Here is a 24,413-nt window from a genome sequence, read left to right on the forward strand (position 1 = left end):
CGTGGTGCTTCGGTTCGTCGCGCGCCGACTTGTGTACTCGGCGGTGGTGCTGTTCGGGGTCTTGGTCGTGGTGTTCGCACTCGTGCACCTGGTACCGGGCGACCCGGTGCGGATCGCCCTGGGCACCCGCTACACCCCGGAGGCCTACGAGGCGCTTCGCTCGGCCAGCGGTCTCGACCGCCCGCTGATCTCGCAGTTCTTCGGCTACATCGGCTCGGCGCTGACCGGGGATCTGGGTGTCAGCTTCCGCAACGGCGACCCCGTCACCATCACGTTGTTGGAGCGGCTGCCCGCCACGCTGTCATTGGGTTTCGCCGGCATCGTCATCGCTCTGGCGCTCGCCCTGCCCGCGGGCATCTACTCCGCACTGCGCGAGGGCAAGCTCAGCGACGTCATCGTCCGTGTCACAAGCCAGTTCGGCGTCTCGATCCCGGATTTCTGGATGGGCATCCTGCTGATCGCGCTGTTCTCGACGGTGCTCGGCTGGCTTCCCACCTCGGGATACCGGCCGCTGTTCGACGACCCGGCCGGCTGGCTGCGCCACATCATCCTGCCCGGCGTGACGATCGGCTTGGTCGCAGCGGCGATCCTGACCCGGTACGTGCGATCCGCCGTGCTGGAGGTGGCCGCGTCGGGCTATGTGCGCACCGCCCGCTCGAAAGGTTTGTCGCCGCGCGTCGTGACGTTCCGACACACCGTACGTAATGCGCTCGTCCCGATCCTGACCATCACAGGCATCCAGCTGGCGACGCTGTTGGGCGGCGTCATCGTCGTCGAGGTGGTGTTCGCCTGGCCGGGCCTGGGCCGCTTGGTGTTCAACGCGGTCGCCGCCCGCGACTACCCGCTGATCCAGGGGGCGGTCCTGCTGATCGCCGCACTGTTCCTGTTGATCAATCTGCTCGTCGACGTGCTCTACGCCGTCGTTGACCCGAGGATTCGACTGGGATGACAGTCCAGCACACCGACATCGACACCGGCCGGCTGGCTTCGTGGCGGTTGCTCGCCCGCAACCCGGTGACGCTGGTCAGCTCACTGGTTCTCGTCGTCGTCGCTGTCGTTACGGTAGCCGCGAACTGGATCGTCCCGTATGGCGTCAACGACGTCGACGTACCGAATGCGCTTGCGCCGCCCAGCGGCTCGCACTGGCTCGGTACCGACGAACTCGGCAGGGATGTGCTGTCCCGGGTCTTGGTCGCGACGCAGGCATCGATGCGGATCGCGGTCGTCAGCGTGGCGTTCGCCGTGGTCGTCGGGGTGACGGTCGGCCTCATCGCCGGGTATCGCGGCGGCTGGCTCGACGCCGTGCTGATGCGCATCGTGGATGTGATGTTCGCGTTCCCGGTGCTGCTGCTCGCACTGGCTGTCGTCGCCATCCTGGGTCCCGGGGTGACGACGACGATCCTGGCGATCGGCATCGTCTACACACCGATCTTCGCGCGGGTCGCACGCGCGAGCACGCTGGGGGTGCGCACCGAACCGTATGTGTCGGTGTCGCGCGCGATGGGAGCAGGTGAACTCTACATTCTGCGGCGCCACATTCTGCCGAACATCGCCGGCCCCCTGATCGTCCAGACGTCGCTGTCGTTGGCGTTCGCGATACTCTCCGAGGCCGCTCTGTCGTTCCTGGGCTTGGGGATTCAGCCGCCGCAGCCATCGCTGGGGCGGATGATTTTCGACTCCCAGGGCTTCGTCACGATGGCCTGGTGGATGGCGGTGTTTCCCGGGGCCGCGATCTTCGTGATCGTGCTCGCGTTCAACCTATTCGGTGACGGCCTTCGTGACGTGCTGGATCCCAAGCAGCGCACCACGATCGAGGCACGGAGGCGGGAGCCGACAAGACAGGCACGGAGGCGGGAGCGTTGACGGTACTGAGCGTCCAGGATCTCGGGGTACGCATCGGCGCACGCACCATCGTCGACGGCGTCTCGTTCGACGTCGACCGCGAGAAGACGGTCGGCATCGTCGGCGAATCCGGTTCCGGCAAGACGATGACCGTGCTCGCTGCCACGGGTCTGCTCGACGCTCCCGGTGCCCGGGTCTCGGGATCCAGCACGCTCGGAGGCGAAGTGCAGTTGGTGGGCGCGACACCGCGGGTGCTGCGCAGTGTGCACGGCGCCCGCATCGGGTTCGTCTTCCAGGATCCCGGCACATCACTCAACCCACTACTGACCCTGGAACGCCAGATCACAGAATCACTTGAGACACATAGGGATCTGACCAGAAGAGCCGCAACTGCGCGTGCGGTGGAGCTGCTCGCGGCGGTCGGCTTGCCCGATCCCGAGATGCGTCTGCACGCCTACCCGCACCAACTTTCGGGTGGGCAGCGCCAGAGGGTGATGATCGCGATCGCGCTGGCGTGCGACCCCGAGTTGCTGATCGCCGACGAACCCACCACCGCGCTGGATGTGACGACGCAGGCGCAGATCATCGAGTTGGTGCGAACGCTGCAGCGTGATTTCGGGACCGCCGTGGTGTGGATCAGCCACGACCTCGGCGTCATCGGCCAGGTAGCCGACGACGTGACCGTGATGCGGGACGGCGCGACGGTAGAGCAAGCGCCGATCCTGGACGTCTTCGACCGTCCTCGCGAGGATTACACCCGCGACCTGCTGGCGGCACGGCCGGTCCTCGACCGTTCCGGACCACCCGCCGTCACCGATGCCGAGAACCTGGTGGAGGTGCGCGGACTCGATGTCCAATTCACCGTGTCCTCTCCGGCCGGCCGCTCTACCGTGCACGCGGTCAAGGACGTGTCGTTCCAAATTCGGCGTGGCACAACGCTGGGGCTGGTCGGTGAGTCAGGTTCGGGCAAGTCCACCGTCGCCGCGGCCCTGACCGGGCTGGTCAACCCGGACGCAGGTGAGGCGACGCTGGCCGGAGAAGACGTCCTGCACGTCAAGGGAACTGCTGCCAAGCAGATGCGCCGCCGTATCGGACTGGTGTTCCAGGATCCGTTTTCTTCCTTGAATCCTCGGGCCCGCGTTGATAATTCGATCGCAGAGCCGTTGGTCGTCCACAAGCTCGTCGATAGCAAGGATGCCCGCAGGCGGCGTGTAGACGAACTTCTCGAACTTGTCGGGCTGCCGACCGCATTCGCCCGGCGCTATCCACACGAACTGTCGGGTGGGCAGCGCCAGCGGGTCAGTATCGCCCGCGCGCTGGCCGCAGAGCCGGATCTGTTGATCCTGGACGAGGCCACGGCATCGCTGGACGTCTCCGTCCAGGCGCGGGTTCTGGACCTATTGCTGCGGCTGCAATCCGAACTCGGTCTGACATACCTGCTCATCGGCCACGATCTCGCGGTGATCCGCCAGCTGAGCCATCAGGTGCTCGTGATGCGCGACGGTGGCGTGGTCGAGAACAGGCCCGCAGACGAGTTGTTCGACTCGCCTCACCAGGAATACACCCGCCAACTCTTGGCGGCTGTACCGCCGGTGAAACCACGCGCCGCCATCTGAGCGAAAGGCCCGTGAGAAAGTCATGGGCATGAGTCAACTGAGCGGCAAGGTCGCACTGGTCACGGGGGCGTCGGCAGGGCTGGGCGCCGCCACGGCGAAATTGTTCGCGCAGCGGGGTGCCACCGTCTTCGGCATTGCGCGCGACGCGTCCCGGATGGCCGAGGTGTTCGCCGATATCCCGAACGCCAGCTTCCAGTCCGTGGACGTGACGTCCTCGGATGCGTGCGCTCAGGCGGTCGCCGACTGCGTCGCGAAGTTCGGAAGGCTCGACGTGCTGGCCAACATCGCCGGCTTCCACAAGATGCGGCACACCGTGTCGATGACCGACGACGATTGGGCCACGGATCTGTCCGTCAACTTGAACGGGCCGTTCTATCTGTGTCGTGCGGCCCTGCCTCACCTGCTGGAGACGGGCGGCAACATCGTCAACGTCGCGTCGATCGCCGGAGTCGAGGGCGAGGTGTATTCGGCCGGCTACTGCGCCGCCAAGCACGGACTGGTCGGGCTCACGCGGGCGCTCGCCATCGAGTTCACCAAGGAGAGGTTGCGGGTCAACGCGATCTGCCCCGGCGGGATGCCGACCGCGCAGAGCACCGAGTTCGAGGCGCCCGACAACGCCGACTGGGACCTGATCCTGCGGATCGCCTCGCCACGCGGGTTCATGGAGACCGAGGACGTTGCCAAGACCATCGCGTTCCTGGCGAGCGACGACGCCGCCGCGGTGCACGGCGCCATCTATCGGGTCGACAACGGCAAGGGCGCCGGCTGACTCACTGCTGTGCAGGCGGGCCGGCCAGGAGAAACCGGGCGACTCGTCGACTCGTGCGCCGCCGCGAACGGCTGACCCTGCAGATTCGCTAGCGTCATCAGCAAATATTTGGCGATGTCTGCATAATTGTCCGCAGCAAATAATTCAAATCCCGCATGCAGACGATCCGCAGTGCTAGCTTCTCCCACAGGAGACACACAGGCTAGGGGGAAAGTCATGAATCTCTTTGCTCGCTCCGGAGCGGCGATCGCCGTGGCGGCGGTTGCCGGGACCGCCTTCGTCACCGCCCCGGTCGACAGTCCCGCAACCTCGTTCGAGTCGCTCGAGAATACCACTGTGGTTAATTTGACTGCGGCATCGTCACCACTGGCGCAACCGACGCTGTCACCCGATGAGATCGACGACTCGTTCCTGCAGTTCCGCACCGGTGTACGTGCCGATTTCAACGCGTTCGCCAATCGCCTCGGATACCTCGGCAAGCAGATGTACATCGGCTTCAACTTCGGCGAAACCGTCTTGGCGAGTGCGGTCTTCAACGGCACCGACATCCTGCGCGGTGAGGGCCTGTTCGAGAATCTGAGCGACTTCACCGTCGACGTCGCGCTCGCCGCCGCCTGGATCGTCGCCGACGAACTGTACCTGCACATCGAGGACCTGCCGCCGATCGAGATCCTCCTCAACCGCCCACCCAAGGACGCCCCGGGTGGCTGGACCCGGCCCCAGCCACCCGACCCGATTCGGCCCCTCGTTCCGGAGCCTTCCGAGGACATCGCTGCAGCGGCCGTCGAGGAACCGTCGGTATCCGCCGATGAGATCGACCAGTCGTTCATCGAGGCCCGCCAAGAGTTCCGCACGGCCTTCACACCCGTGGCCAACCAGCTCGGATACCTCGGCAAGCAGCTCTACGTCGCTGTCAACTTCGTCGAAAGTCTGGTTGCCAGCGTCGTGTTCAACGGCGCGGACATGCTGCGCGGCGAAGGCTTCTTCAAGAATCTCGGCGAGATCGGCTCCGACATCGTCGTGTCCGGCCTGTGGGTGGCTGCCGACGAGCTTTACCTCCACGTGCCGGGCCTCCCGCCGATCGAGGCCCTCCCCAACCGGGCCCCCGGGGATGCACCGCAGGGCTGGCGCCGCCCGCTGCCGCCGCAGCCCGGTCGCGACCTCGTCGTCCCGGTCCCCTACGTCCCGGACGCGTCCGCCACCGAGCAGACGTCCGACAGCGGGGACACCGAAGAGTCCGCCGATGCCGAATCGACGAAGGGCTCCACGACCGCAAGGCCTTCGACCGCCTCGCAGACAACCGGCGAGGACACCTTCGAAGAGGACGCGCCTACCCGCAGGACAACCAAGGCCGACAAACGCGCTGACGACCAGCCCGAGGAGTCCGAGGAGACCGCCGATTCCGAGGAGTCCGAGGAGACGGCCGATTCCGAGGAGTCCCGCGACAACGAGGCCGAGTCGGAGGCCGACCGCGATACGGACCAGGCGGGCGCTACAGCTTGAAGCGTCCGGCGAAGCCTCGCAGCGGCAGGTCGGCGCTGGTGATGATCCCGGGTCGCGCCGCCACCACGGACTTGATCGACGCCAGCGCCGGCATGCCGGTGACCGTCATCCCGATCGAAGCGAAGCTCGCCGGATCGGAGAGGTCGACGCCGGGCTTCGGGAAGATCATGTGCTTGTTGTAGACGTTCGGATCACCCTTGATCTGAGTGATGTAGCAGCCCTTGATATCCCAGCTCGGATCTGTGTGTGGGGTCATCTGCCACTCCAGGTGCGTTTCGACGCGCGGGACCCCGTCCACCATGCCCTGGTATTTGATGTAGTTGCCGCCCAGTGAACCCTTCGGCAGCTTGTACCAGCCGAGGTCGACGTCCTTGGTGCACGCACCGAGCTCGTAGCTGAACGTCACCTCGTCGAGCGTCAGATCGAAGCAGTCGGCCATCATGTAGACGCTGTCGGCGAACACCCGGGTGTACTTCTCCAGCTTGCCCGGGATCTCCGGGTCGTCAACGGGCGCGCCGTATCCCACCTCGATCCAGGTGTCCTTGGAGTGATGGCAGGACACGTCGACGGATTCGATGGTCGTGATGTTCTCGATCTCGGCGACGTCGGCCGAGCACACCACGCCGAGGATCTGGTTGAGGCCGGGGTTCATACCGGTGCCGTAGAACGTAGAACCGCCCTTCTCGCAGGCCTCTTGGAGCAGCTGGGTGACGGGCTTTCCGGAATGATGCGGATGATTGCGGTCGCGGTGCCAGCCGGTGATCCAGTCTGCAGTCGTGACGATGTTGATCCCGGCCTCGAGCACTTTGACGTAGAGGTCTTCGTCGGGGAACACACCATGGAAGGTCACCACGTCCGGTTTGGCGGCGATGATCTCGTCTATCGTGCCCGTCGCCGTCACCCCGTTGGGCGCGATCCCGGCGAGTTCACCGGCGTCCTTGCCAATCTTGTCCGGTGAATAGCAGTGCACGCCAATGAGTTCGAGATCCGGTTGGTCGGCCATCCGCTTGATCATCTCGGAACCGACATTGCCGGTCGCCACCTGGAAAACCTTGATCGTCATCGAGAACCTTTCTGGAAGATCAGTAAGCCGATTGGGCAGCCAGCTCGGCGGCGCTGCCACCCTTGCCGTCTGGATAGAACTTTTTGGCCCACTCGCGGATGGCGGTGAAGCCCTTCATTTCCGAACTCGACAGAGCGGGCGGATCCGAATAACGCTGGTGCGCCCAGATGTGAATGTCCTGACGAAACTGACGGATGACCTCGAGGCCGAACTCCTCGGCCTTGGCCCGAGCCCGCTCGGGGTTGCGCACCTCACCCTTCGGCCTGCCGATGTAGACCATGAACCGCACGTCGGAGGTGGAATCGTCGACAGGGGTGATCGCCGAGATGGTGCGATTGTCGATCATCCCCCAGCTCTTGGTCACCGCGATGCCGAGTCCGCCGTTGATCGCCTCGACCCCGCTGCCGACGTCCTCGATCTTCTGCGCGTCGTCACCTTCGAAGGTGATCGTGAAATCGACGTAGGAGACGGGCTCGTCGAAATCGTGACGGGTGAAGATCGGGTTGATCGGTGTGCCGTGCACGTACTTGAAATGTGCGAAATCGACCCCGTTTTCGAGTACGTACTGCGGGTGCATCTCGTGCCCCTGCTCGAAGAGCCGTTGCTGCGGGTAGTAGTCCGCGATCGTCGAGCCGTCACCGAAGCTGCCGAAGATATCGGGCGCTTCGAAGAAGGGGTCGCGGTTTTCGATGTCGTGCCAGATGTAGACCGACTCATTGCGCTCGACGACGGGGTAGGTCTTGATGCGGCGCCCCCGGTTGGGCCGGTCCTCATAGGGGATGCACACATTGCGGCCTTGCTGATTCCATTGCCATCCATGGAAGGGGCACTGAAGCACCTCGCCGTGCACGGTGCCGCCGAATCCCAGATGTGCTCCGAGATGTTCGCAGTAGGCGTTCATCACGGTGAGTGCGCCGGACTCCGCGCGCCACGCGATCATCTCCTGGCCGAAGTACTTCATCGTGTGTACGTCGCCGATCCCGATCTCGTCGGACCACGCGACCTGAAACCAGCCGGTCGGTTTCATCGACAGGGGCGGTTTGGCCATGGACCGAATCGTAGAGCACTCAATGAAAGAAACATAGTGGGCTCTACGAAAAGCCGGTAGTGTCTCTGTCATGACCGACGTCGATGCGCCCACCCGGCGACCCAATCGGCGCGGCCAAGCCACGCGGGAGAACATGCTGGAGGCGGCGCTGAGGTCGCTGGCTTCCGGTGACCCGGGGTCGGTGTCGGCGAACCGGATCGCCAAGGACATCGGCGCCACCTGGGGTGCCGTGCAGTACCAGTTCGGGGACGCCGACGGCTTTTGGGCCGCTGTTCTACATCGCACCGCCGAGCGGCGGGCGGATGTGTTCGCCGCGGTCGAGGCGGACGCGCCGCTGCGCGACCGCGTCGCAAGCATCATCGACACGCTGTATGACGGACTGGCAGCGCCTGATTCGCGGGCCATCGAAAACCTCCGGGCGGCACTGCCCCGCGACCATGCTGAGCTTGAGCGGCTCTATCCGCAGACCGCGGCCGAGCTTCATTCGTGGGGCCAGTCGTGGCTGGCAACCTGCCGCAGCGCCTTCGCCGGCCTGGGCGTCGATCCCGAGCGACTCCGCGAAGTCGCCACCCTGATCCCGGGCGCGATGAGGGGGCTGGTGTCGGAACGCCAGCTCGGCTCGTACGCCGACCTCGACGTCGCACGCCGCGGGCTGACGAACGCGCTCGTTGCCTACCTGCAGTCCAAGGATTAGCCCCAGACCGACATCAGCGTCACGTAGGTCGCCGTGCCGACAAGGATGCTCAGTAGCGCCAGGCCACGCCACACGTGCAGCCCTGCCGTGACCGCCACGGCAAGGATCAACCACAGCAGCTGACGGGTCGTGTCGCCCGCGACGGTGGTCAGCGTGTAGATCGCGAGGATGGCCATCACCCCGAGTGGCATGTGGATGCTCAGGTACTTGACGACCACGCTGTCTCGCAGCGGCACCAGCACGGCGAACGGCAGCGCACGCAGGGCCCAGGTGATGCCGGCACTGACCGCCACCAGCAGGGCGATGTATCCGTTGTCGGGCACGCTCACGCCCGCCCTGCTCTGCGCTGCAACAACATCCGTGCCACGAGCACGCCGGTGAACGCCGCAAACGCAGAGACCAGCAACTGGCCAGGCACCACCAGCCAAGCCCCTACCGCGCACGCCGAGGCGATCACCGCGGTCACCCAGTCTGGGCGCTGACGAAACGCATCGATACCCAGGACGATGAACAGCGCGGTCAGCGCAAAATCCAGGCCGACGAGGCGGTCGATCGGCAGCGCTTCTCCGACGAGCCCGCCCAGCGTGGCACCGGCCACCCACAGGAGATGAAAGAGCAGTTGCATCAACAGGATCGGCCGGGTCGTCCACGTCTGCGCCTCGGGACTGACCCCCACGGCGTACGCCTCGTCGGACAGCGTGTAGGTGCTGTATGCCTTGCCCAGCATCCCGCGGACACGGTCCAACGGGAACGACAACGCATAGAAGACGTGGCGTGAGTTCACCACGAAGGTCGTCAGCGCGACGGTCACGATCGGAGCGGCCGTCGCGGCCAAGTGCACCATCAAGAACTCCAACGACCCCGCATAGATGACGGCGGCGAATGTCGGCGCCCACCACCACGCGAGCCCGGCATGGACCACCAGAAATCCCAATGCCATACCCAGCGGTATGAACGCCAGTCCGATGGGCGCCGACAGGCTGAGCACCGTGCGCAACGAGTGGTCGGGCGCTGGACCTGGAGACACCGGACTCGGCGACACCGAAAACACCTCCTGAAGGAATATCGGGGAACTAGCTTTTCACGAGTGGACATCTTTGATGACTGGCACCGCGAAGGCTCGACCTTCACCTGGGTTTCCACCACAGCGTCCAACGCCGGAACCGAAGTGGAGGTGTTCTGGCGCCGCGCGGGCACACCGGGCGCACCGGCACTGGTCTGTGTGCACGGTTTCCCGACGTCGGGCGTCGACTACCACGGACTCGCCCGCGAACTGGCGACCGAGTTCGACATCTACGTACTCGACTTCCCCGGGTACGGACTGTCCGACAAACCGCCGCAGCCCCATACCTATTCGCTCTACGACGACGCTCGGCTGCTGATTCACGCGATCACGCGCGTGTGGGAACTCACCGACTTCCGAATGATCACCCATGACCGCGGCAGCAGCATCGGCATGATCGCGCTGGCAATGCTCGACGAGATCAGCGCGCTGCCGGTGGATGTTTTCCTCACGAACGCCAACATCTATCTGCCGCTGGCGAATCTGACGGCATTCCAGGTGGCGCTGCTCGACGACGCCATCGGCCGCGCGACCGCCGCGGCCACGACACCGGAGATGTTGGCTGCGGGCCTTGGAGCGACGACGTTCATGCCGCGTCGCGGCGGAGACGATCCCGAGATCGCCGCGTTGGCTCGCTGTTTCGCCCATAACGACGGGATCCGCGTGTTGCCCGACACCGTCAAGTATCTGCATGAGCGCGCTGCCGACGAGACCGGTTGGCTCGAGCGGCTCTCCACGCTCAAGGTTGACACCACGCTGATCTGGGGGCTGCACGACAGCGTCGCTCCCCTGCGCGTGGCCAACCACGTCTGGCGGGCCTATCTCAGGCCCAAGCCCGGCCGCAACCGCTACTGGGTGGTGCCCTGCGCCGATCACTATGTCCAGTGCGATGCCCCCACCGAACTGGCGCAGATCATCCGACTGACCGCGCAGGGGTCGGCCATAGACCTGCAAACACTCGGCGGCCGCCCCGACGGCGCAGTCTTGGTGGACCGGTCAGACGGCGATGGATAGCACTGGCGCGCCGTAGATTTCGACGGTGTCGAAGGCTGCCGCGATCGCGGAGCGCTGGGCGAGGGTGAGCCCCTGCTCTGATGCCGAGCTCAGCACCGCCGCCCTTGCGTCGGTGAACTGCGCTGTCGCGCTCAGCCGCGGGATCGAATGGTAGAACACCTTGGCCCAGGTCACGTCGGAGACGCCGACGGTGGCCGGGTCGGTCATCATCAGGTACGCGGCATGGCTGAAGATCGTGCTGTTGACGTGTTCGCCGCGATCGTCACCACTGCCGGTGTACTGCGTGCTGAGGCGGTCCCGATAGGGCCCGTAGGAGGTGGTGACCGAGGTCGGATCGGCGAGGTTGCGCACGATGCCGATGCCGGAGTCCTCTGCGATCAGCCACCGATCGGCCCCGGTTGCTCCTTCGACCAGGACCCCGAAGATGTCCGCATAGGCCTCGTTGAGCGCCCCGGGCTGGCCGGAGTCCAGCGCCGTGTCACCGAGGATGCTGCTGATGACGGCGTGGGTGAATTCGTGGGCGACGATGTCGACGTCGGCCTGCAGCACGCCTTTGTCACCGAATGCGAATTGCTGGATGGTCGGATCCCAGAACGCATTCGTATAGCCCAGCGGCGACGACGTCGGCCGGTAGCGAATGCTGATGACGATCTTCGCACCGTCACCGTCGTAAGACTGGCGTCCGAGCACAGTCTTGAAGTAGTCGTAGACCACGGCGGCATTCGCATGCGCTGACACTGCCGAGGTGTCCCAGCCGAACAGGCCTCGCTTGACCACCTTGCCGGGCAGGACCGGCGAGCCGAGGCCGAAAAACCCGTACGACGTCTTATAGGTCGTGATGTTGCGTGTCGGGTCCGACATCTCAGAAGATCTGAACCACAGAATCTTTCGGGTGTCGACCGTGATGGTTCGGGTGTCTCCGAGCCAGTCCTTCGCCGTGGTGACCGCAGCGGCGGCCTGCGCGTTGGAAACGGTGATGATCACGGTGCCGGCGTTCTCGCCGTCGGCGTGGATCATCACCGTCGCACCCGAGGGGGCGAGCTCACCGGTGTCCGGCACGTGCACCACCACGCGCCACGCCAGCGCAGGCGCGTGGTCGTCGGTCACGGTGTAGACGACCAGATCGTTGGTGAAGGTGCTTGCGGCAAGGAATGATCCGATCGATGCCGGGTCGGCGTTCGAACCCAGGTAGGCGGTGGAGGCGATGAGACGGATCTCGGCGTCCTCGTCGACCTTGGCGTCGGGGGTGATGCTGAAGTTGTCGCCCAGAGCGCGGTAGTAGTTGAACACGCTCGTGACGTCGCCGCCGGCATCGGTCACCAGAATGACTTCGCTACCGAGAACCGTTATACCTCCGATGGTTTCGGTGAACCGGTAGAAGCGCTCGAGTGTGTCGCCGTCGCCGACCTTCGATGCGGAGACCTCGGCGAGGTCGGCGAAGCCCGAAGGGGCGCCGAGCACCGGCGCGAGTGCGTTCAGGACGGCGGCGGCGTCCGCGGCATTCACGACCACCTGGTCGGTGAATCTGCCTTCGATCACTCTCACGGCGCCCGCGCTGCTGGTGGTGACCTCTACACCGTCGCGCGAGCTCAGCCCGTCGATGTCGAACGTGGACGGAATGCCAAGGCCTGCAGGCGATGTCGCCGCGATAGATACGGTGACCTCGGTGGGCCTGGCGAGGCCGAGGAGTCCCAGCAGCCCGTGCACGTGGAAGGGATTGCCGGAGGTGTCGTCGACCCGGATGGTGAACCGGTCGGCGCGGCCCGCGGCCGCGGCGCCAGGCGTGTAGGTGAAGCGTCCCAGCGCGTCGATCACGACCCGCCCGTGGGAGGGCCCGGAGGCAAGGACGTAGGTGAGTGCTGCATCGTCGTAGTCGACGGCGTTGAGGTTTCCCGCGACCACGCCGCCGGGACCGGGGCCGGACATGGTGACGCCGGCGATCGGACGCTGATTGTTCCAGGTGTACTGAGACTGGCGGACAGCCAGCCACAGGGACTCGACCAGCCCCGACACCGGCGTAACCGGCGCGGGCGCGTCGTCGGTGGCCGAACGCAGCCCCACCCACGTCAGCACGTCGGTCACGATGCTCTCGGTGGTGACGGGGCGCGCGCTGACCAGGCTGCGCAGCGTGGGCTCAGGTTCGACGGCCGGTGCGGGCTCGGGGGCGGACGCGACCGCCGCGAACTCGGTCGCGGCCTCCGTCGCGTCGACCGTGTCTGCCTCTTCGCCGGCGTGTGCGGTGATGTCGGAGGAGGGTTCGTCGGCGCCGGCAGCCGCGTCGGCACGCGTTGCTCGCGACCGCTTGTGCGACTGCGTGCGCTCGTCGGCCTCGGCCGTCTCGGCTTCAGCTTCGACCTCGGCTTCGATGCCGGTGTCGTCGGCTTCGACATCGCTGTCGTCGACTGCCGCGTCCGTTGATTCGTCTGATTCGTCCCCGGCGGCGTCCGCGGGCTCGCCGCGGGGGCCCGCGGACGTCGACGCGTCGCTGGACGCGTCATCCGATTGCGAGGTGCCTTCGGTGTCAGCGGGGCTCGCGACGGCGACACCCTGGCCGACGACCATACCCACGCCAATACCGGCAAGGACGATCCCCGAGTACAAACCCAGCCTCGGACCACTCGGCGTCCGCGACGTCAGGCACCCATCCACAGTGACCCCTAAACATTGCACGTAGCGAGGAACGTACCATCGCCCAGCAAACTATCGAGACATTCCGGCGACGAACATCGAAACTCGAGTTTCGGCCTGCGGAAAGCCGCCTCATTCAGTTTGCAAACGCAAGTTCAACGACTCGTTCAGCAATGCGCGGATGTTGCCGGGTCGCTAGTCGATCCGTTTGTTCCACGACCAGAACGAGGATCGCTGCTCCGAGGCCTCGCATGGAAGCATCCGCCGCGCCGTGTCTTCGGTGCGAACCGTTCTCCGAATCCGTCGCCCGCGCCATGGGCGAATTTGGTTACGTAGACGACAATTATTCTGCAGGTTGCGGCCGCAGTTCTTCCGTCATCCGGATGAATGATCGCGTGCGGTGCGGACGCTCTCACCGCCCAACGGGGCCTCCGGAGAGAACTCGCACTGCGGCCACGTCGTACTCCGACACCGCAGCCGACAGCATCGCCACCTGCTGCTCGTCGCTCGGCCCGCTGCCACGAAACGCGTCGACCGCAGCCTGGGACTCCCAGCGTTCGTACACATTGATCCGACCGACATCGATTACGTCGGCGCTGATCGCGAAGTCCAGACAGCCCGCCGCGCGGCGAGCTTGCTCGACCACAGCGACGCAGCCGTCGAGATACGCCCCGCGCAACTGGGGGTCAACTGTTAGATGCCCCGAAACGATCACCATGGCCTTGCTCCTTCCGCTGTCGCCGATATAGACACCCCGGATCCGGGAGAATCATCACTGTGCTGCCGGTTACCGTTTCCCAGTGACCGACCTGCCGTTGCGTCATTCCTGTCGCGCGCTTCTCGTCGATGGCGACCGCATCCTGCTCGCCCGGCACCGGCTCGACGACTATGCCGTGTGGGCCGGTCCCGGCGGGGGTGTCGAGCCTGGTGAGACCCACGTCGAGGCACTCGCCCGGGAGTTGCACGAGGAGACCGGTCTGATCCTCACCGCCGACCACGCACCGCAGCTGGTCTGGATTCAGACCGCCACGATGCCGTGGATGCGCGCCCAGGGCTACGCCGGCATCCTCAACCACTACTTCCTGATCCCCGTCGACGAGTTCCCACCTGTCAGCGGCGTACCGCACGAGTCGCCCGGCCACCCGGATGCGGAGGGAATCGTGGAGCAGCGATGGTGGGCCTTGGCGGCTATGGATGCCGCCCACGCCGCCGGCGAGCTGTTCTCGCCCCGGGCGTTGCCAAAACTGTTGCGGGAGTTGCTCACCGATGGGCCTCCGGCAACTCCGCTGGCGCTCGGGCTCTAGTGGCCTAGGGTGGATCGGGTGACTCTTGCTCTGGGCCCGGTGCTACGACATGTCGGCGAGACGACCGCCGTGGTGTGGGTGCAGACCGACGCACCGGCGGAGGTCGAGATCCTCGGCTGTTCGGCGCGAACATTCCAAGTTGACGAATGTCACTACGCGCTGGTGGTCGTCGAGGGATTGTCCCCGGACTCGGTGTTCCAGTACGAGGTGCGCATCGACGGCGCCAAGGTCTGGCCCGAACCTGACTCCGAGTTTCCGCCCAGCGTCATCAGGACTCGGGGTCCCAAGACCGCTGACCGGCTGAAGGTGATCTTCGGCTCGTGTCGCTATCCGAAAACCGGCGACGCCAAGCTGGACGACAAGCTCGGACTCGACGCGCTCGATTGCTTCGCCACTCGCCTGACGTCGATGCCGGTCGAAGAGTTGCCCGACGCGCTGCTGCTCCTCGGCGATCAGGTCTACGCAGACGAACTGACCCCCGACGCCCGTCGCCAACTGGCCGGCCGCCGAACCTCCAAGCGGCGACCGCCGGACGAAGTCGTCACCTACACCGAGTACGAGCGCCTCTATCGGCACACGTGGGGCGACCCCGAGATTCGGTGGATCCTCTCGACGTTGCCGACCGCGATGATCTTCGATGATCACGACATCCGCGACGACTGGAACACCTCCGCGCCGTGGCGGGCGGAAGTCAACCAGAAGCCGTGGTGGCGCGACCGAATCCATGCTGGGCTCGGGTCCTACTGGGTGTACCAGCATCTCGGCAACCTCAGTCCCGCCGAACTGGCTGCCGACGAGGACTACCAGAAGGTGATGGCCGCCGAGGGTGACTGCTGGCCCCTTCTGGTCGATCTGGCCGACCGCGCCGACTACGAGGTCGACGGCGACAAGGGTCTGCGGTTCAGCTTCCGGTGGGATCTGGGACGCAGCCGCCTCGTCATGGTGGATTCCCGCAATGCCCGGATCCTCGACAGCGGCGACCGGAAAATGCTCGGGGATCGAGAGTTTCGCTGGGTGGAAGAGCAGGTCGCCGACGACCTCGACTCGGTCGACCACCTGCTCATCGGATCGTCGCTGCCCTGGCTCCTTCCGCCCGCTCTCGGCGACCTGCAGATCATCAACGAGATCGCCGCAGACCGGCCCGGCCTGAGAGGAACGATCGCCGAGAAGATCCGGCAGGCAGCAGATCTGGAGCATTGGCCGGCATTCCTGCAGTCCTTCCTGCGCTTGAGCGGGATGATCGAAGCGGCGGCGCAGAGTTCACCGGCGACGATCTCGGTGCTCTCCGGCGACGTCCACCACAGCTACGCGGCACGCGCGCTGTTCCGAGAAACGGGTGAGACGACGGTGCACCAATTGGTGTGCTCCCCCGTCCACAACTATGTGCCCGCTCCCGTCAAACCGGCCTTCAAGTTCGCGTGGTCACCGCGGGTCGCGCGGCTGACCCGCCGCTGGGCCAAGCGCGCGGGTTCGCCCGACCTGCCGATGTCGTGGGCGAACCTCAGTGGACCTCAGTTCGGCAACACGATCGCCAGTTTGGAAGCGCATGGCCGCTCCGCCGAGGTGTTCTTCGAACAACCCGAGGACAACGGCGAACTGTCGACGGTGGCCCGGGTCAAGCTCACCGATTAGTGCACGCCCTCCATCTGGCGGCTGACCCACGGCGCGATAGCGAAGACAACCACGCCGACGGCGACGGCGACCGCACCGAGGATGCCGAAATAGGCTGCCTCACGGGAGGTGTCGTAGTAGCCCGCCAGGACACCGGACATCGACGTGCCGATACCGACGGAGAAGAAATACAGCGCCATCATCTGCGCGCGGAACGCCTCCGGCGCGAGTTTGGTGGTGATCGACAGCCCGATGGGCGACAACAGCAGTTCCGAGACGGCGAAGACGCCCAGAATAACCAGCACCGCCAGCGCGGGCACAGCGCTGACGCCGGCGAGCGGCACGAAGCACAGGAACGCCAGTCCCATACCGATGACACCGTAGGCGAACTTGCGCGGCGTGGTGGGCGCCCGGTTGCCCAGTCTCGTCCACAGGATCGCAAACAGCGGTGACAGCGCGATGATCCAGACGGGTTCGATCGAGCCGATCCAGTTCGACGGCGCGACCCACCCGAAGATCGACCAGTTCATCCGCTCGTCGGAGTACACCGCGAGCACGGTGAAGATCTGCTGGAACAGCGACCAGAACACGGCATTCGCGACAAACAGCGGAATGAATGCGCGGACCCGGACCCGTTCCGGCGCAGTGACTTTCGGACTTCTCAGGAACACCACAAAGTAGGCGATCGAGGCGACCACGATGACACCGGTCGTGACCTGGGACAGATTGGCCAGGGTGACCAGTTTGAACGCGATCGCCGCACCGATGACCACCAGCACCGCTACGAACACCCCGACGGTCTTACCGACAGCATTGCGCGGCAACGGGTTCGGCACGACCCGCCCGTGCTCTCCGAGGTTGCGCCGGAAGAAGATGTACTGCGCCAAACCCAGCGCCATGCCGATCGCGGCCGCGCCGAAGCCGTAGTGGAACCCCAGATTCGTCTGCAGCAGACCGGTGACCAACGGGCCGATGAACGCACCGAGGTTGATTCCGAGATAGAACAGGGTGAAGCCGCCGTCGGCGCGCACATCACCCTTTTCGTAGAGCGTTCCGAGTAGCGAGGAGGCGTTGGCCTTCAACGCTCCCGATCCAAGCGCTACGAACAGCAGTCCGACGCCGACGCCGACGAGGCCCGGGATGACGGCAAGGGCGATGTGGCCGATCATCACGACGACACCGCCGTAGAACACCGTGCGCTCCATGCCGAGAAGGCGGTCGGCGATCCAGCCGCCGAGGACCGTCGACAGATAGACCAGGCCGCCGTAGGCGCCGACGATGCCCGTGGCGGTGGGCTGCGGTAGCCCGAGCCCTCCGTCGGTGGCGGAGTAATAGAGGTAGTAACCCAGGATGGTCAGCATCCCGTAGAAGGAGAATCGTTCCCAGAGTTCGACGCCGAACAGATTGGTCAGCCCGATCGGGTGACCGAACAACGTGCGCGATGGGGTGTGCTCACGAGTCGTCATAGGGTCAGCCTGCACCGTTCCCACCCTTCACAGCGAGTTCCTAGACTCGGGTCATGCCCGTTCCCGATAAGCCACGCCCAGGTCAAGAGTCGGTGTGGGACTACCCGCGTCCGCCTCGGTTGGAACCCTTCGCCGGCTCGATCACCGTAGAACTCGGGGGCCAGACCGTGGCGGCGACGGACACCGCGTGGCGTGTTCTCGAAACCAGCCACCCGCCGACCTACTACCTTCCACCAGGGTGTTTCGTCGAAGGATCGCTTCGGCCCACCGCGGGGTCGTCCTGGTGCGAGTGGAAAGGTCAGGCCAGTTACTTCGACCTGGTGACTCCCGCTGCCGTCGCCCGCCGGGCGGCGTGGACGTACCCCGCACCATCGCCGGCATTCGTCGAGCTCACGGGAGCGGTTGCGGTGATGGCGAGCTTGGTCGACCGATGCACCGTCAACGGCGAAGAGGTGGTGCCTCAGCCGGGCGGGTTCTACGGCGGCTGGATCACCAGCTGGATAGCCGGCCCCTTCAAAGGTGGGCCCGGTTCCGCAGGCTGGTAGGCCTATTCGCCGACCGCCTGCGGACGCCCGTTCGGGTACGGCAGGTCGACGCCATGCTCGTCGTAGGCGCGCAGAATTGCTCGCCGCAGCCGGCGCTGCACTGCCCACTGCGCGTTCGGGCGGACCTTGACCGTCATCCGGAGTTTGATCAGGTCCGGGGAGAACTCCTGCACTCCGAGCATCTGCGGTTCGCCGATGACTTTGCCCGACAGGGTTTCGTCTGCGACCGCCGCTGCGGCCGCGTCGATCGCGACCTGCTCGGCGCGCTCCACGTCGGCGGTCAGCGCGACCGGGACCTCGATGCGCGCGACGGCGTACTCCTGGCTCATGTTGCCCACCCGGGCGATCTCGCCGTTGCGGACGTACCAGAGCGTGCCGTCGATGTCGCGGACAGTGGTGATCCGCAGCCCGACACTCTCGACCTCGCCCACGGCATCACCCAGGTCGACGGTGTCGCCGACGCCGTACTGGTCCTCCAGGAGCATGAAGACTCCGGTAACGAAATCGCGGACGAGGTTCTGTGCGCCGAAGCCGATCGCCAGTCCGACCACGCCCGCCGACGCGATGAACGGGGCGATGTTCACTCCGAGCACGTTCAGCACGGCCAGCACCACCCAGATCAGCAGCACGATCGACACCGTCGACTTCAGCACCGAGCCGATGGTCTGAGCTCGCTGCTGGCGACGCGCGATCACCTGATCGCTGGTCGACGAGGACGGAACACGGTCACGTAGACGGCGCACGATCGGCGGCGTCCTCGACGACCGACCCTCCTCGCCGACGCCGCGCTCCTTGCGGCTGCGGGCCATCGTGGTCCGGTCGATCATGCGGTGTGCGATGAAGCGAATGACGAGGGCTACGGCGATATAGGCGACGATCCTGATCGGGACCTCGATGAGCCAATGCCTGCTGGTGTCCGTCCATTCGAAAGCCAAGAGGGAGACATCCATGTGTTACCACCATACGGCGGCGGCATTGCGGCCTTGAGCGCCCCGGGGCCCGATCGGGGCCGTGGCACGATCGAGGGGTGACGGTCGTTCTTGCGCTGCGGTGCGCAAATGGAGTTGTGCTGGCGTCTGATTCGCAGATCACCGATCCCGGGCGCGGACTGACGTACCCGGCCCAGAAGTTGCACCCCCTGGGCAAGCACGCGGCGTGGGGAGGAAGCGGATCACGTGCCGTTCTCTATGACGTCGAGCAGGTGTTCAACGATGAAGCGGACGCGATCGTGGAGGCCAAGAACACCGGGCACGCGCTGCAGGCCCGCATTCTGCCGATCCTCAAGCATCACTACGACACCTTCATCGCCGACGTCCCGGGCCAGGAAACCGGGGGAACCCCGGCGACGTACGTACTGGCGGCGGGCTACGACGGCGATCGCCCGTTCATCATCGACGTGGACCCCAACGGGCTGATCGGCCACCACGAAGAGACGGGTTTTCAGGCCGTCGGCAGCGGGGCCGCGATGGCTCAGCAGGCCCATGCCCTGCTCGCCAGCTTCCGGATGTCGGAGCGTGACGTGGACTACGGCGTCGTCGCGGCACTGCGGGTCCTCGACGCGCTTGACGCGTCCTCACCCAGTGTCGGGGGCCCGATGGACATCTGCCGGATCACGCCGGAGGGCGCGCATCATCTGAGTGAGGAGGAGATCGCGGACGTTCGCCGACACGTGAGTCGATGGGTCGAGCTGGAACGCAACGCCCTTGATCAACTGTTCGCCGACGAGGGACGTTAGCTCGCCAGCGCAGCGTTGAGATCGGCCTGGGTCTCGGCGAGGAACGTCTGGAACTGGTCGCCGACCATGAACGTGGTGGTGAACTGGTTGCGCTCTGCGATCTGCTTCCACGTCGGCGTCTCGACCATCCTGCCGAGAGCTTCCTGCCAGTACTTCACGGCGAAATCCGGCATCTCCGGCGGGCCGTAGAGGCCGCGCCAATTCGACAGGGTGACGTCGAAACCCTGCTCCCGCGCAGTCGGCGCCTCGAGGCCGGGCAGGCGCTCCTCGGACAGCACGCCCAGAGGTTTGAGGGCACCCGAGGTCAGCGGGCCGATGACCTCGCTGACGCCGGCGATCGCGACGTCGATCTCGCCGACTGACAGCGCAGCGGCCTGTTCGGCTCCGCCTTCCAAGCTGACGTAGTTGATGCGTCCCGGGTCTCCCCCGGCTGCCGTCACCAGCAGATCGAACGGGGCCTGGTCGTCGGTCGCGGCGCCGACCGCGATGGCGGCGGGATCGTCGCGCACTACCGAGAGAAGATCGTTCAGGTTCTGATACGGCGCATCAGGTGCTGTGAGGACGATGTAGTACTCGGTCATCAGTCGCGCAATCATCGTGACGTCGCGGTACCCGTACTCGGAGATGCCGCGATACTCGTTCATCATCATCGACAGCGACGTCACCGACACCTGGTCATCACGGCCCTTGTACTCCTCGACCATCGTCGCGAGGAAGTCCGCGCCGATGTTTCCGGGCCGGTTCTCGACCGGGAGTGCCACCTCGACGATCTTCTCCTTCTCCAGCGCGTCGACCACGGCGCGGATGGTGATGTCGAAGCCGCTACCCGGGTTGGCGCCCGCGGTCATGGTGACCGGCCCGGAGGGATAGGCAGGCGCGGCCGGGCGCTGCTCGGATGTCTGGCATCCGGTCAGCAGTAGCGACGCAGCCAGCATGGCTCCGATCGCCGATGTGATCGTCAACGTGTGCTCCTCGGTCGTGTGATGCTCGACTAGAAGCAGTACACGGCAATCGCCGGTGGCGTCGCCGTTACGCGGGATTGTCTGCGGCAACTTCGAACGCCAGCACCGCAATGTCGTCGCGTTGATCCAGTTTGGGTGCCAGCGTGGCGATTTCGTGCATCAACGCGTTCAGGCCCGCCCCTGCGTGTTCCGAGACGAACGCGGACAGCGCCGATTCGTCGAACGAGGTGTCGCCGAGGCGTGCTTCGACCAGCCCGTCTGTGAAGAACAACAGGAACTGACCGGGACGCACCGTCACCGAGCACACGTCGAAGACGGCATCGGGCAGCGCTCCGACGAGCATGCCCTCACCGGGTCGGATGGACTGGACGTAGCTGCCGGCCGAGTCGGCGAGCAGGGCCGGCGGATGACCGCCGGTGGCGATGGTCACGGTGAATCCGTCACCATCTTCGGCGGGTTGCAGGGTTCCGAAGTGCACCGTGCAGAACCGTCGCGGCTCAACCTCGCGCAGCAGTACGGCGTTCAACTCGTACAGACCGGAGGTCGGATTGTCGTAGTGCAGGGCCGCCGACCGCAGCGTGTAGCGGATCAGCGAGGTCACCACCGCGGCATCGACGCCGTGGCCGAGCACGTCGCCGATGAAGAACGCCCACCGATTGCCGCCCAGGCTGAACAAGTCGTAGAAGTCGCCGCCGACCCGGCGCGATGAGATCGGACGAAAGTAGGCTGCCGCTGCAAGGCCTTCGATGCGGGGAAGGGACGGTGGGAGCAGGGTTCGCTGCAACGCGGTCGCGTATTCCTCGATCGAATCGCGGTCGCGTTCGGCGATTCCGCGATCCGTCCTGGCCTGATCACGCTGTCTGCGAGCCTCGTCCCGATCCCGCTCCGCAGCGCCCCTGCCTTCTTGGGCGCTGTCGCGGTCGCGTCGCGCGTCGTCTCGCGCCGTCTCTGCGTCGCCGCGTAATCGGCGTTCGAGGCTGACGGCATCCAGCGTCGACAGGCGCAGCTCCAGCTGTTCCATCACGATCGCGGCGAGGTCCTCGAGGATCATCAGGTGGCCGGCGGAGGCCTGCCGGGTCACAGTGTCCATCACCGCGACCGCGCCCAGTCGGTGTCCTTCGAAGGTGACGATCGGCGCGGCGGCGTAAAAGCGGATTCGGTGGTCCCGCACGAACTCGCTGTGCGCCGCGCTCGGGTCGCTGCGCGCATCGTCGATGACTTCGACGGCATTGCTCGACGTGGCCGACGCCAGCAGCGGGTCCCGGGGCAGAACCGCAGGCAGGTCCGCGCCGAAACCGTGGGTCCCGATCAGGGACACCTCGTCGCCGCCGACGATCGACACGAGTGCCATCGGTACGTTCAGGGAACGGGCCGCCAGCCCGGCGATGCGGCTCAGCACCGATCCCCGAGGTGTGTCGGCGATGCGGTAACGGTGCACCGCCTCAAGCCGCGCCTGCTCGGCGTCGGCGTAGTTGCGGCTTTCGGTGATCGCGCTGTCCTTGCTCAGTCCGTTTCGGGCGGAACGCTTCGGCCCGGGATTTTGTCAGCCTGACGGCGATCCGGCAACGCGCTGAGCGAACCTCGCTGATTACGCATTCCGAACATCATTGACGCACCCCCAGTACGTTTCAGTAAGTGGCGATTTCCCGTCCTTTGCACCACTGATCTCCCAGAATGGTCGATGGGCGGTCATCACACTCACACCGCGCAGAGGGGGCTCGGTGGGGACTGGAACGACGGCCGACCATGGACGGCGCAATGCCTCGGTCCAGCGCATCCGCAAGGCAATGCGCTTGACTGGGATGCGGCCGCTCCCCCGCCTCGCGCCACGCACACCAGTCGACCTGCGCGGCAAGCGAATTCTTTTGACGGGCGCATCCTCGGGGATCGGCGAAGCCGCCGCGGAGAAGCTGGCGAATCACGGGGCGACCGTCATCGTCGTGGCGCGCCGCGCACATCTGCTCGATGGCGTGGTCGCGCGGATCACTGCGCGAGGTGGCAGCGCGATCGCCGTGCCGACCAATCTGGCCGACCTCGATGCCGTCGATGAACTCGCGAGCACCGCGGGTCCGGTCGACATCTTGATCAACAATGCGGCCCGTTCGATCCGCAGGCCGCTGCTGGAGTCACTGGAGCGCTGGCACGACGTCGAACGCACCATCGCGCTGAATTACTACGCGCCTCTTCGGCTGATTCGCGGGCTTGCGCCGGGGATGGTCGAACGGGGCGGCGGGCACATCATCAACATCTCCAGTTGGCGGGTGATGCCGGAATCGTCGCCGCTTTTCGGCGTCTACAACGCGTCGAAGGCGGCGCTGAGCGCCGTGAGCCGGGTGATCGACAACGAGTTGGCCACCTCCGGTGTGACGTCGACGACCATCTACTACCCGTTGGTCGCCACGCCGATGATTGCGCCTACACGTGCCTACGACGGGTTGGCTGCGCTCAGCGCTGATGAAGCCGCCGAATGGATGGTCGTCGCCGCACGCACGCGTCCTGTCCGCATCGCGCCACGCAAGATGTTGCCGCTGCGGGCGCTCGACATCGTGTCTCCGAGGCTACTGAACGGAGTCATGAAGCGATCGACACCTCAACCGGGATCCCGTGACATCCGGTAAGGCATCGGGCTATCTGACCGAAAACCTCGGCCTGGGAGCGCTTCTCACCACCGCCGCGTTCTTCTGCGTCGCACTGGTTGGCACGCTGGCCAAAGTCTCCGGACAGTTCACCTCGACCGGCGTCCTCCTTCTGTTTCAGAACGCCATCTGCCTGGTGTTCCTGCTACCGGTGGCGGTCAAGGGCGGACGGCGCTCGCTTCGCACCGACAAGATTGGTTTGCACCTGTTGCGCGCGGGTTCCGGCACGGCGTGCTGGTATGCCCTGTTCTTCGCCATCGAGCGGATACCGCTGGCCAATGCGACCCTTCTGACTTACAGTGCGCCGCTGTGGATGCCGTTGATCGCATGGGCGGTCACGCGGCAACGGGTCGCTGCAGCCACCTGGATCGGAGCCGGCCTGGGCTTTGCCGGTGTGATGCTGGTGCTGCAACCGCAGGGACATGGCTTCAGCATCGGCGAACTTTCGGCCCTTGCAGGCGCGTTGACGTTGGCCGTCGCCATGATGACGGTGCGCTGGCTCGGCGCGACCGAGCCCGTGACCCGGATCCTCCTGTACTACTTCGGGCTCTCCACGCTGCTGTCGATCCCCATCGCCATCGCCGACTGGGCGCCGGTTCCGGCCTCTGCGTGGCCCTGGCTCATCGGACTTGGCTTTGCGCAGTTATTTTCGCAGATCCTCATCGCGGTGGCTTATCGCTATGCGTCTGCCGAGAAGCTCGGGCCGTTCATCTACACGGTCATCGTCTTCACCGCGGTCATCGACTGGATCGTGTGGGACCACGCACCCACGCTGAGCACCTATCTCGGAATGGTCCTGGTCATCGGCGGCGGCGTCATGGCGATGCGCGCGAGGGCACGGGTGCCTGCACAGCGCACCTAAGCCTGCAACGGAGAATCTGCGGGTGTGCAGGGCACAAGCGACGGGCCGGGCC

The 24,413-nt window shown here is 65.6% G+C and carries 23 protein-coding genes; 13 read left to right on the top strand and 10 right to left on the bottom strand.

What is annotated here, in order from left to right; genetic code table 11:
* Window position 1: 1 nt before the first annotated feature.
* The 5 genes from AWC12_RS09940 to AWC12_RS09960 all read left to right on the top strand — a co-directional run bounded on the left by AWC12_RS09940 (window position 2) and on the right by AWC12_RS09960 (window position 5,730).
* The gene (locus AWC12_RS09940) at window positions 2–949 is read left to right on the top strand and encodes an ABC transporter permease (RefSeq protein WP_085173993.1); all 948 of its coding nucleotides are present in this window, start codon (window positions 2–4) and stop codon (window positions 947–949) included.
* Window positions 946–1,863 (top strand): ABC transporter permease, encoded by a 918-nt coding sequence (locus tag AWC12_RS09945; RefSeq protein WP_085173995.1) that lies wholly within the window; start codon window positions 946–948, stop codon window positions 1,861–1,863. Before AWC12_RS09940 ends, AWC12_RS09945 begins: the two co-directional genes overlap by 4 nt.
* Window positions 1,860–3,458, top strand: coding sequence for an ABC transporter ATP-binding protein (locus AWC12_RS09950; protein ID WP_085173997.1), 1,599 nt, complete (start codon window positions 1,860–1,862; stop codon window positions 3,456–3,458). Before AWC12_RS09945 ends, AWC12_RS09950 begins: the two co-directional genes overlap by 4 nt.
* Window positions 3,459–3,486: 28 nt before the next feature.
* Complete coding sequence (locus AWC12_RS09955; protein WP_085174173.1) at window positions 3,487–4,227, top strand: SDR family NAD(P)-dependent oxidoreductase; 741 nt, start codon at window positions 3,487–3,489, stop codon at window positions 4,225–4,227.
* A gap of 216 nt (window positions 4,228–4,443) precedes the next feature.
* Window positions 4,444–5,730 (top strand): hypothetical protein, encoded by a 1,287-nt coding sequence (locus tag AWC12_RS09960; RefSeq protein ID WP_133057324.1) that lies wholly within the window; start codon window positions 4,444–4,446, stop codon window positions 5,728–5,730.
* On the opposite strand, the gene AWC12_RS09965 is transcribed toward AWC12_RS09960, so the two are convergent.
* Together AWC12_RS09965 and AWC12_RS09970 are read right to left on the bottom strand one after the other, a co-directional pair.
* The gene (locus AWC12_RS09965) at window positions 5,720–6,793 is read right to left on the bottom strand and encodes an NAD(P)H-dependent amine dehydrogenase family protein (protein ID WP_085174000.1); all 1,074 of its coding nucleotides are present in this window, start codon (window positions 6,791–6,793) and stop codon (window positions 5,720–5,722) included. The two genes, AWC12_RS09960 and AWC12_RS09965, sit on opposite strands and share 11 nt — an antisense overlap.
* 19 nt (window positions 6,794–6,812) lie before the next feature.
* A complete protein-coding gene (locus tag AWC12_RS09970) occupies window positions 6,813–7,841 on the bottom strand; it encodes an aromatic ring-hydroxylating dioxygenase subunit alpha (RefSeq protein WP_085174002.1) in 1,029 nt (342 codons plus the stop codon).
* 70 nt (window positions 7,842–7,911) lie between these two features.
* Here AWC12_RS09970 and AWC12_RS09975 point away from each other — a divergent pair, with 70 nt between their 5' ends.
* Window positions 7,912–8,535, top strand: coding sequence for a TetR/AcrR family transcriptional regulator (locus tag AWC12_RS09975; RefSeq protein WP_085174004.1), 624 nt, complete (start codon window positions 7,912–7,914; stop codon window positions 8,533–8,535).
* Here the strand turns inward: AWC12_RS09975 and AWC12_RS09980 are convergent.
* Window positions 8,532–8,858 carry a branched-chain amino acid transport AzlD family protein gene (locus AWC12_RS09980; protein WP_085174006.1) on the bottom strand — a complete coding sequence of 109 codons (327 nt, stop codon included), beginning with the start codon at window positions 8,856–8,858 and terminating at the stop codon, window positions 8,532–8,534. The two genes, AWC12_RS09975 and AWC12_RS09980, sit on opposite strands and share 4 nt — an antisense overlap.
* Window positions 8,859–8,860: 2 nt before the next feature.
* Window positions 8,861–9,562 carry an AzlC family ABC transporter permease gene (locus AWC12_RS09985; RefSeq protein ID WP_085174008.1) on the bottom strand — a complete coding sequence of 234 codons (702 nt, stop codon included), beginning with the start codon at window positions 9,560–9,562 and terminating at the stop codon, window positions 8,861–8,863.
* Between the two features lie 60 nt (window positions 9,563–9,622).
* Here AWC12_RS09985 and AWC12_RS09990 point away from each other — a divergent pair, with 60 nt between their 5' ends.
* Window positions 9,623–10,612, top strand: coding sequence for an alpha/beta fold hydrolase (locus AWC12_RS09990; RefSeq protein WP_085174010.1), 990 nt, complete (start codon window positions 9,623–9,625; stop codon window positions 10,610–10,612).
* On the opposite strand, the gene AWC12_RS09995 is transcribed toward AWC12_RS09990, so the two are convergent.
* Together AWC12_RS09995 and AWC12_RS10000 are read right to left on the bottom strand one after the other, a co-directional pair.
* Window positions 10,595–13,261 carry a M4 family metallopeptidase gene (locus AWC12_RS09995; protein WP_234813931.1) on the bottom strand — a complete coding sequence of 889 codons (2,667 nt, stop codon included), beginning with the start codon at window positions 13,259–13,261 and terminating at the stop codon, window positions 10,595–10,597. The two genes, AWC12_RS09990 and AWC12_RS09995, sit on opposite strands and share 18 nt — an antisense overlap.
* 391 nt (window positions 13,262–13,652) lie before the next feature.
* On the bottom strand, window positions 13,653–13,958 hold the full coding sequence (locus AWC12_RS10000) for a putative quinol monooxygenase (RefSeq protein WP_085174014.1): 306 nt from the start codon (window positions 13,956–13,958) through the stop codon (window positions 13,653–13,655).
* 82 nt (window positions 13,959–14,040) lie between these two features.
* On the opposite strand from AWC12_RS10000, the gene AWC12_RS10005 reads away from it, so the two are divergent.
* Window positions 14,041–14,544: an NUDIX domain-containing protein gene (locus AWC12_RS10005; protein WP_165762792.1), complete on the top strand. Its 504-nt coding sequence runs from the start codon at window positions 14,041–14,043 to the stop codon at window positions 14,542–14,544.
* Window positions 14,545–14,562: 18 nt separating this feature from the next.
* Window positions 14,563–16,176, top strand: coding sequence for an alkaline phosphatase D family protein (locus AWC12_RS10010; protein WP_024445329.1), 1,614 nt, complete (start codon window positions 14,563–14,565; stop codon window positions 16,174–16,176).
* Here the strand turns inward: AWC12_RS10010 and AWC12_RS10015 are convergent.
* Entirely contained in the window at window positions 16,173–17,621 is a 1,449-nt protein-coding gene (locus tag AWC12_RS10015; protein WP_085174018.1) for a peptide MFS transporter, read from the bottom strand. The two genes, AWC12_RS10010 and AWC12_RS10015, sit on opposite strands and share 4 nt — an antisense overlap.
* 53 nt (window positions 17,622–17,674) lie before the next feature.
* Between AWC12_RS10015 and AWC12_RS10020 the strand changes: the two genes are divergently transcribed.
* On the top strand, window positions 17,675–18,166 hold the full coding sequence (locus tag AWC12_RS10020; protein WP_024445327.1) for a DUF427 domain-containing protein: 492 nt from the start codon (window positions 17,675–17,677) through the stop codon (window positions 18,164–18,166).
* A gap of 2 nt (window positions 18,167–18,168) precedes the next feature.
* Here AWC12_RS10020 and AWC12_RS10025 read toward each other — a convergent pair whose 3' ends face one another.
* On the bottom strand, window positions 18,169–19,116 hold the full coding sequence (locus AWC12_RS10025) for a mechanosensitive ion channel family protein (RefSeq protein WP_024445326.1): 948 nt from the start codon (window positions 19,114–19,116) through the stop codon (window positions 18,169–18,171).
* Window positions 19,117–19,193: 77 nt separating this feature from the next.
* On the opposite strand from AWC12_RS10025, the gene AWC12_RS10030 reads away from it, so the two are divergent.
* Entirely contained in the window at window positions 19,194–19,901 is a 708-nt protein-coding gene (locus AWC12_RS10030; protein WP_085174020.1) for an Ntn hydrolase family protein, read from the top strand.
* Here AWC12_RS10030 and AWC12_RS10035 read toward each other — a convergent pair.
* Window positions 19,898–20,863, bottom strand: coding sequence for a tripartite tricarboxylate transporter substrate binding protein (locus AWC12_RS10035; RefSeq protein WP_234813933.1), 966 nt, complete (start codon window positions 20,861–20,863; stop codon window positions 19,898–19,900). The two genes, AWC12_RS10030 and AWC12_RS10035, sit on opposite strands and share 4 nt — an antisense overlap.
* Before the next feature lie 67 nt (window positions 20,864–20,930).
* Complete coding sequence (locus AWC12_RS10040; protein ID WP_234813934.1) at window positions 20,931–22,301, bottom strand: PP2C family protein-serine/threonine phosphatase; 1,371 nt, start codon at window positions 22,299–22,301, stop codon at window positions 20,931–20,933.
* Between the two features lie 337 nt (window positions 22,302–22,638).
* Here AWC12_RS10040 and AWC12_RS10045 point away from each other — a divergent pair, with 337 nt between their 5' ends.
* Both AWC12_RS10045 and AWC12_RS10050 read left to right on the top strand, forming a co-directional pair.
* Window positions 22,639–23,481: an SDR family oxidoreductase gene (locus AWC12_RS10045; protein ID WP_412098574.1), complete on the top strand. Its 843-nt coding sequence runs from the start codon at window positions 22,639–22,641 to the stop codon at window positions 23,479–23,481.
* A complete protein-coding gene (locus AWC12_RS10050) occupies window positions 23,468–24,361 on the top strand; it encodes a DMT family transporter (protein WP_085174024.1) in 894 nt (297 codons plus the stop codon). Before AWC12_RS10045 ends, AWC12_RS10050 begins: the two co-directional genes overlap by 14 nt.
* Window positions 24,362–24,413: the final 52 nt, after the last annotated feature.

This window comes from Mycolicibacterium iranicum (assembly GCF_002101705.1).
Classification (GTDB): Bacteria; Actinomycetota; Actinomycetes; order Mycobacteriales; family Mycobacteriaceae; genus Mycobacterium; species Mycobacterium iranicum.

Excerpts from the sequence above, each read along its gene's own strand:
- AWC12_RS09945 (WP_085173995.1), top strand. The coding sequence starts at position 946 with ATGACAGTCCAGCACACCGACATCGACACCGGCCGGCTGGCTTCGTGG.
- AWC12_RS09955 (WP_085174173.1), top strand. The coding sequence starts at position 3,487 with ATGAGTCAACTGAGCGGCAAGGTCGCACTGGTCACGGGGGCGTCGGCA.
- AWC12_RS09960 (WP_133057324.1), top strand. The coding sequence starts at position 4,444 with ATGAATCTCTTTGCTCGCTCCGGAGCGGCGATCGCCGTGGCGGCGGTT.
- AWC12_RS09965 (WP_085174000.1), bottom strand. The coding sequence starts at position 6,793 with ATGACGATCAAGGTTTTCCAGGTGGCGACCGGCAATGTCGGTTCCGAG.
- AWC12_RS09970 (WP_085174002.1), bottom strand. The coding sequence starts at position 7,841 with ATGGCCAAACCGCCCCTGTCGATGAAACCGACCGGCTGGTTTCAGGTC.
- AWC12_RS09975 (WP_085174004.1), top strand. The coding sequence starts at position 7,912 with ATGACCGACGTCGATGCGCCCACCCGGCGACCCAATCGGCGCGGCCAA.
- AWC12_RS10000 (WP_085174014.1), bottom strand. The coding sequence starts at position 13,958 with ATGGTGATCGTTTCGGGGCATCTAACAGTTGACCCCCAGTTGCGCGGG.
- AWC12_RS10015 (WP_085174018.1), bottom strand. The coding sequence starts at position 17,621 with ATGACGACTCGTGAGCACACCCCATCGCGCACGTTGTTCGGTCACCCG.
- AWC12_RS10020 (WP_024445327.1), top strand. The coding sequence starts at position 17,675 with ATGCCCGTTCCCGATAAGCCACGCCCAGGTCAAGAGTCGGTGTGGGAC.
- AWC12_RS10025 (WP_024445326.1), bottom strand. The coding sequence starts at position 19,116 with ATGGATGTCTCCCTCTTGGCTTTCGAATGGACGGACACCAGCAGGCAT.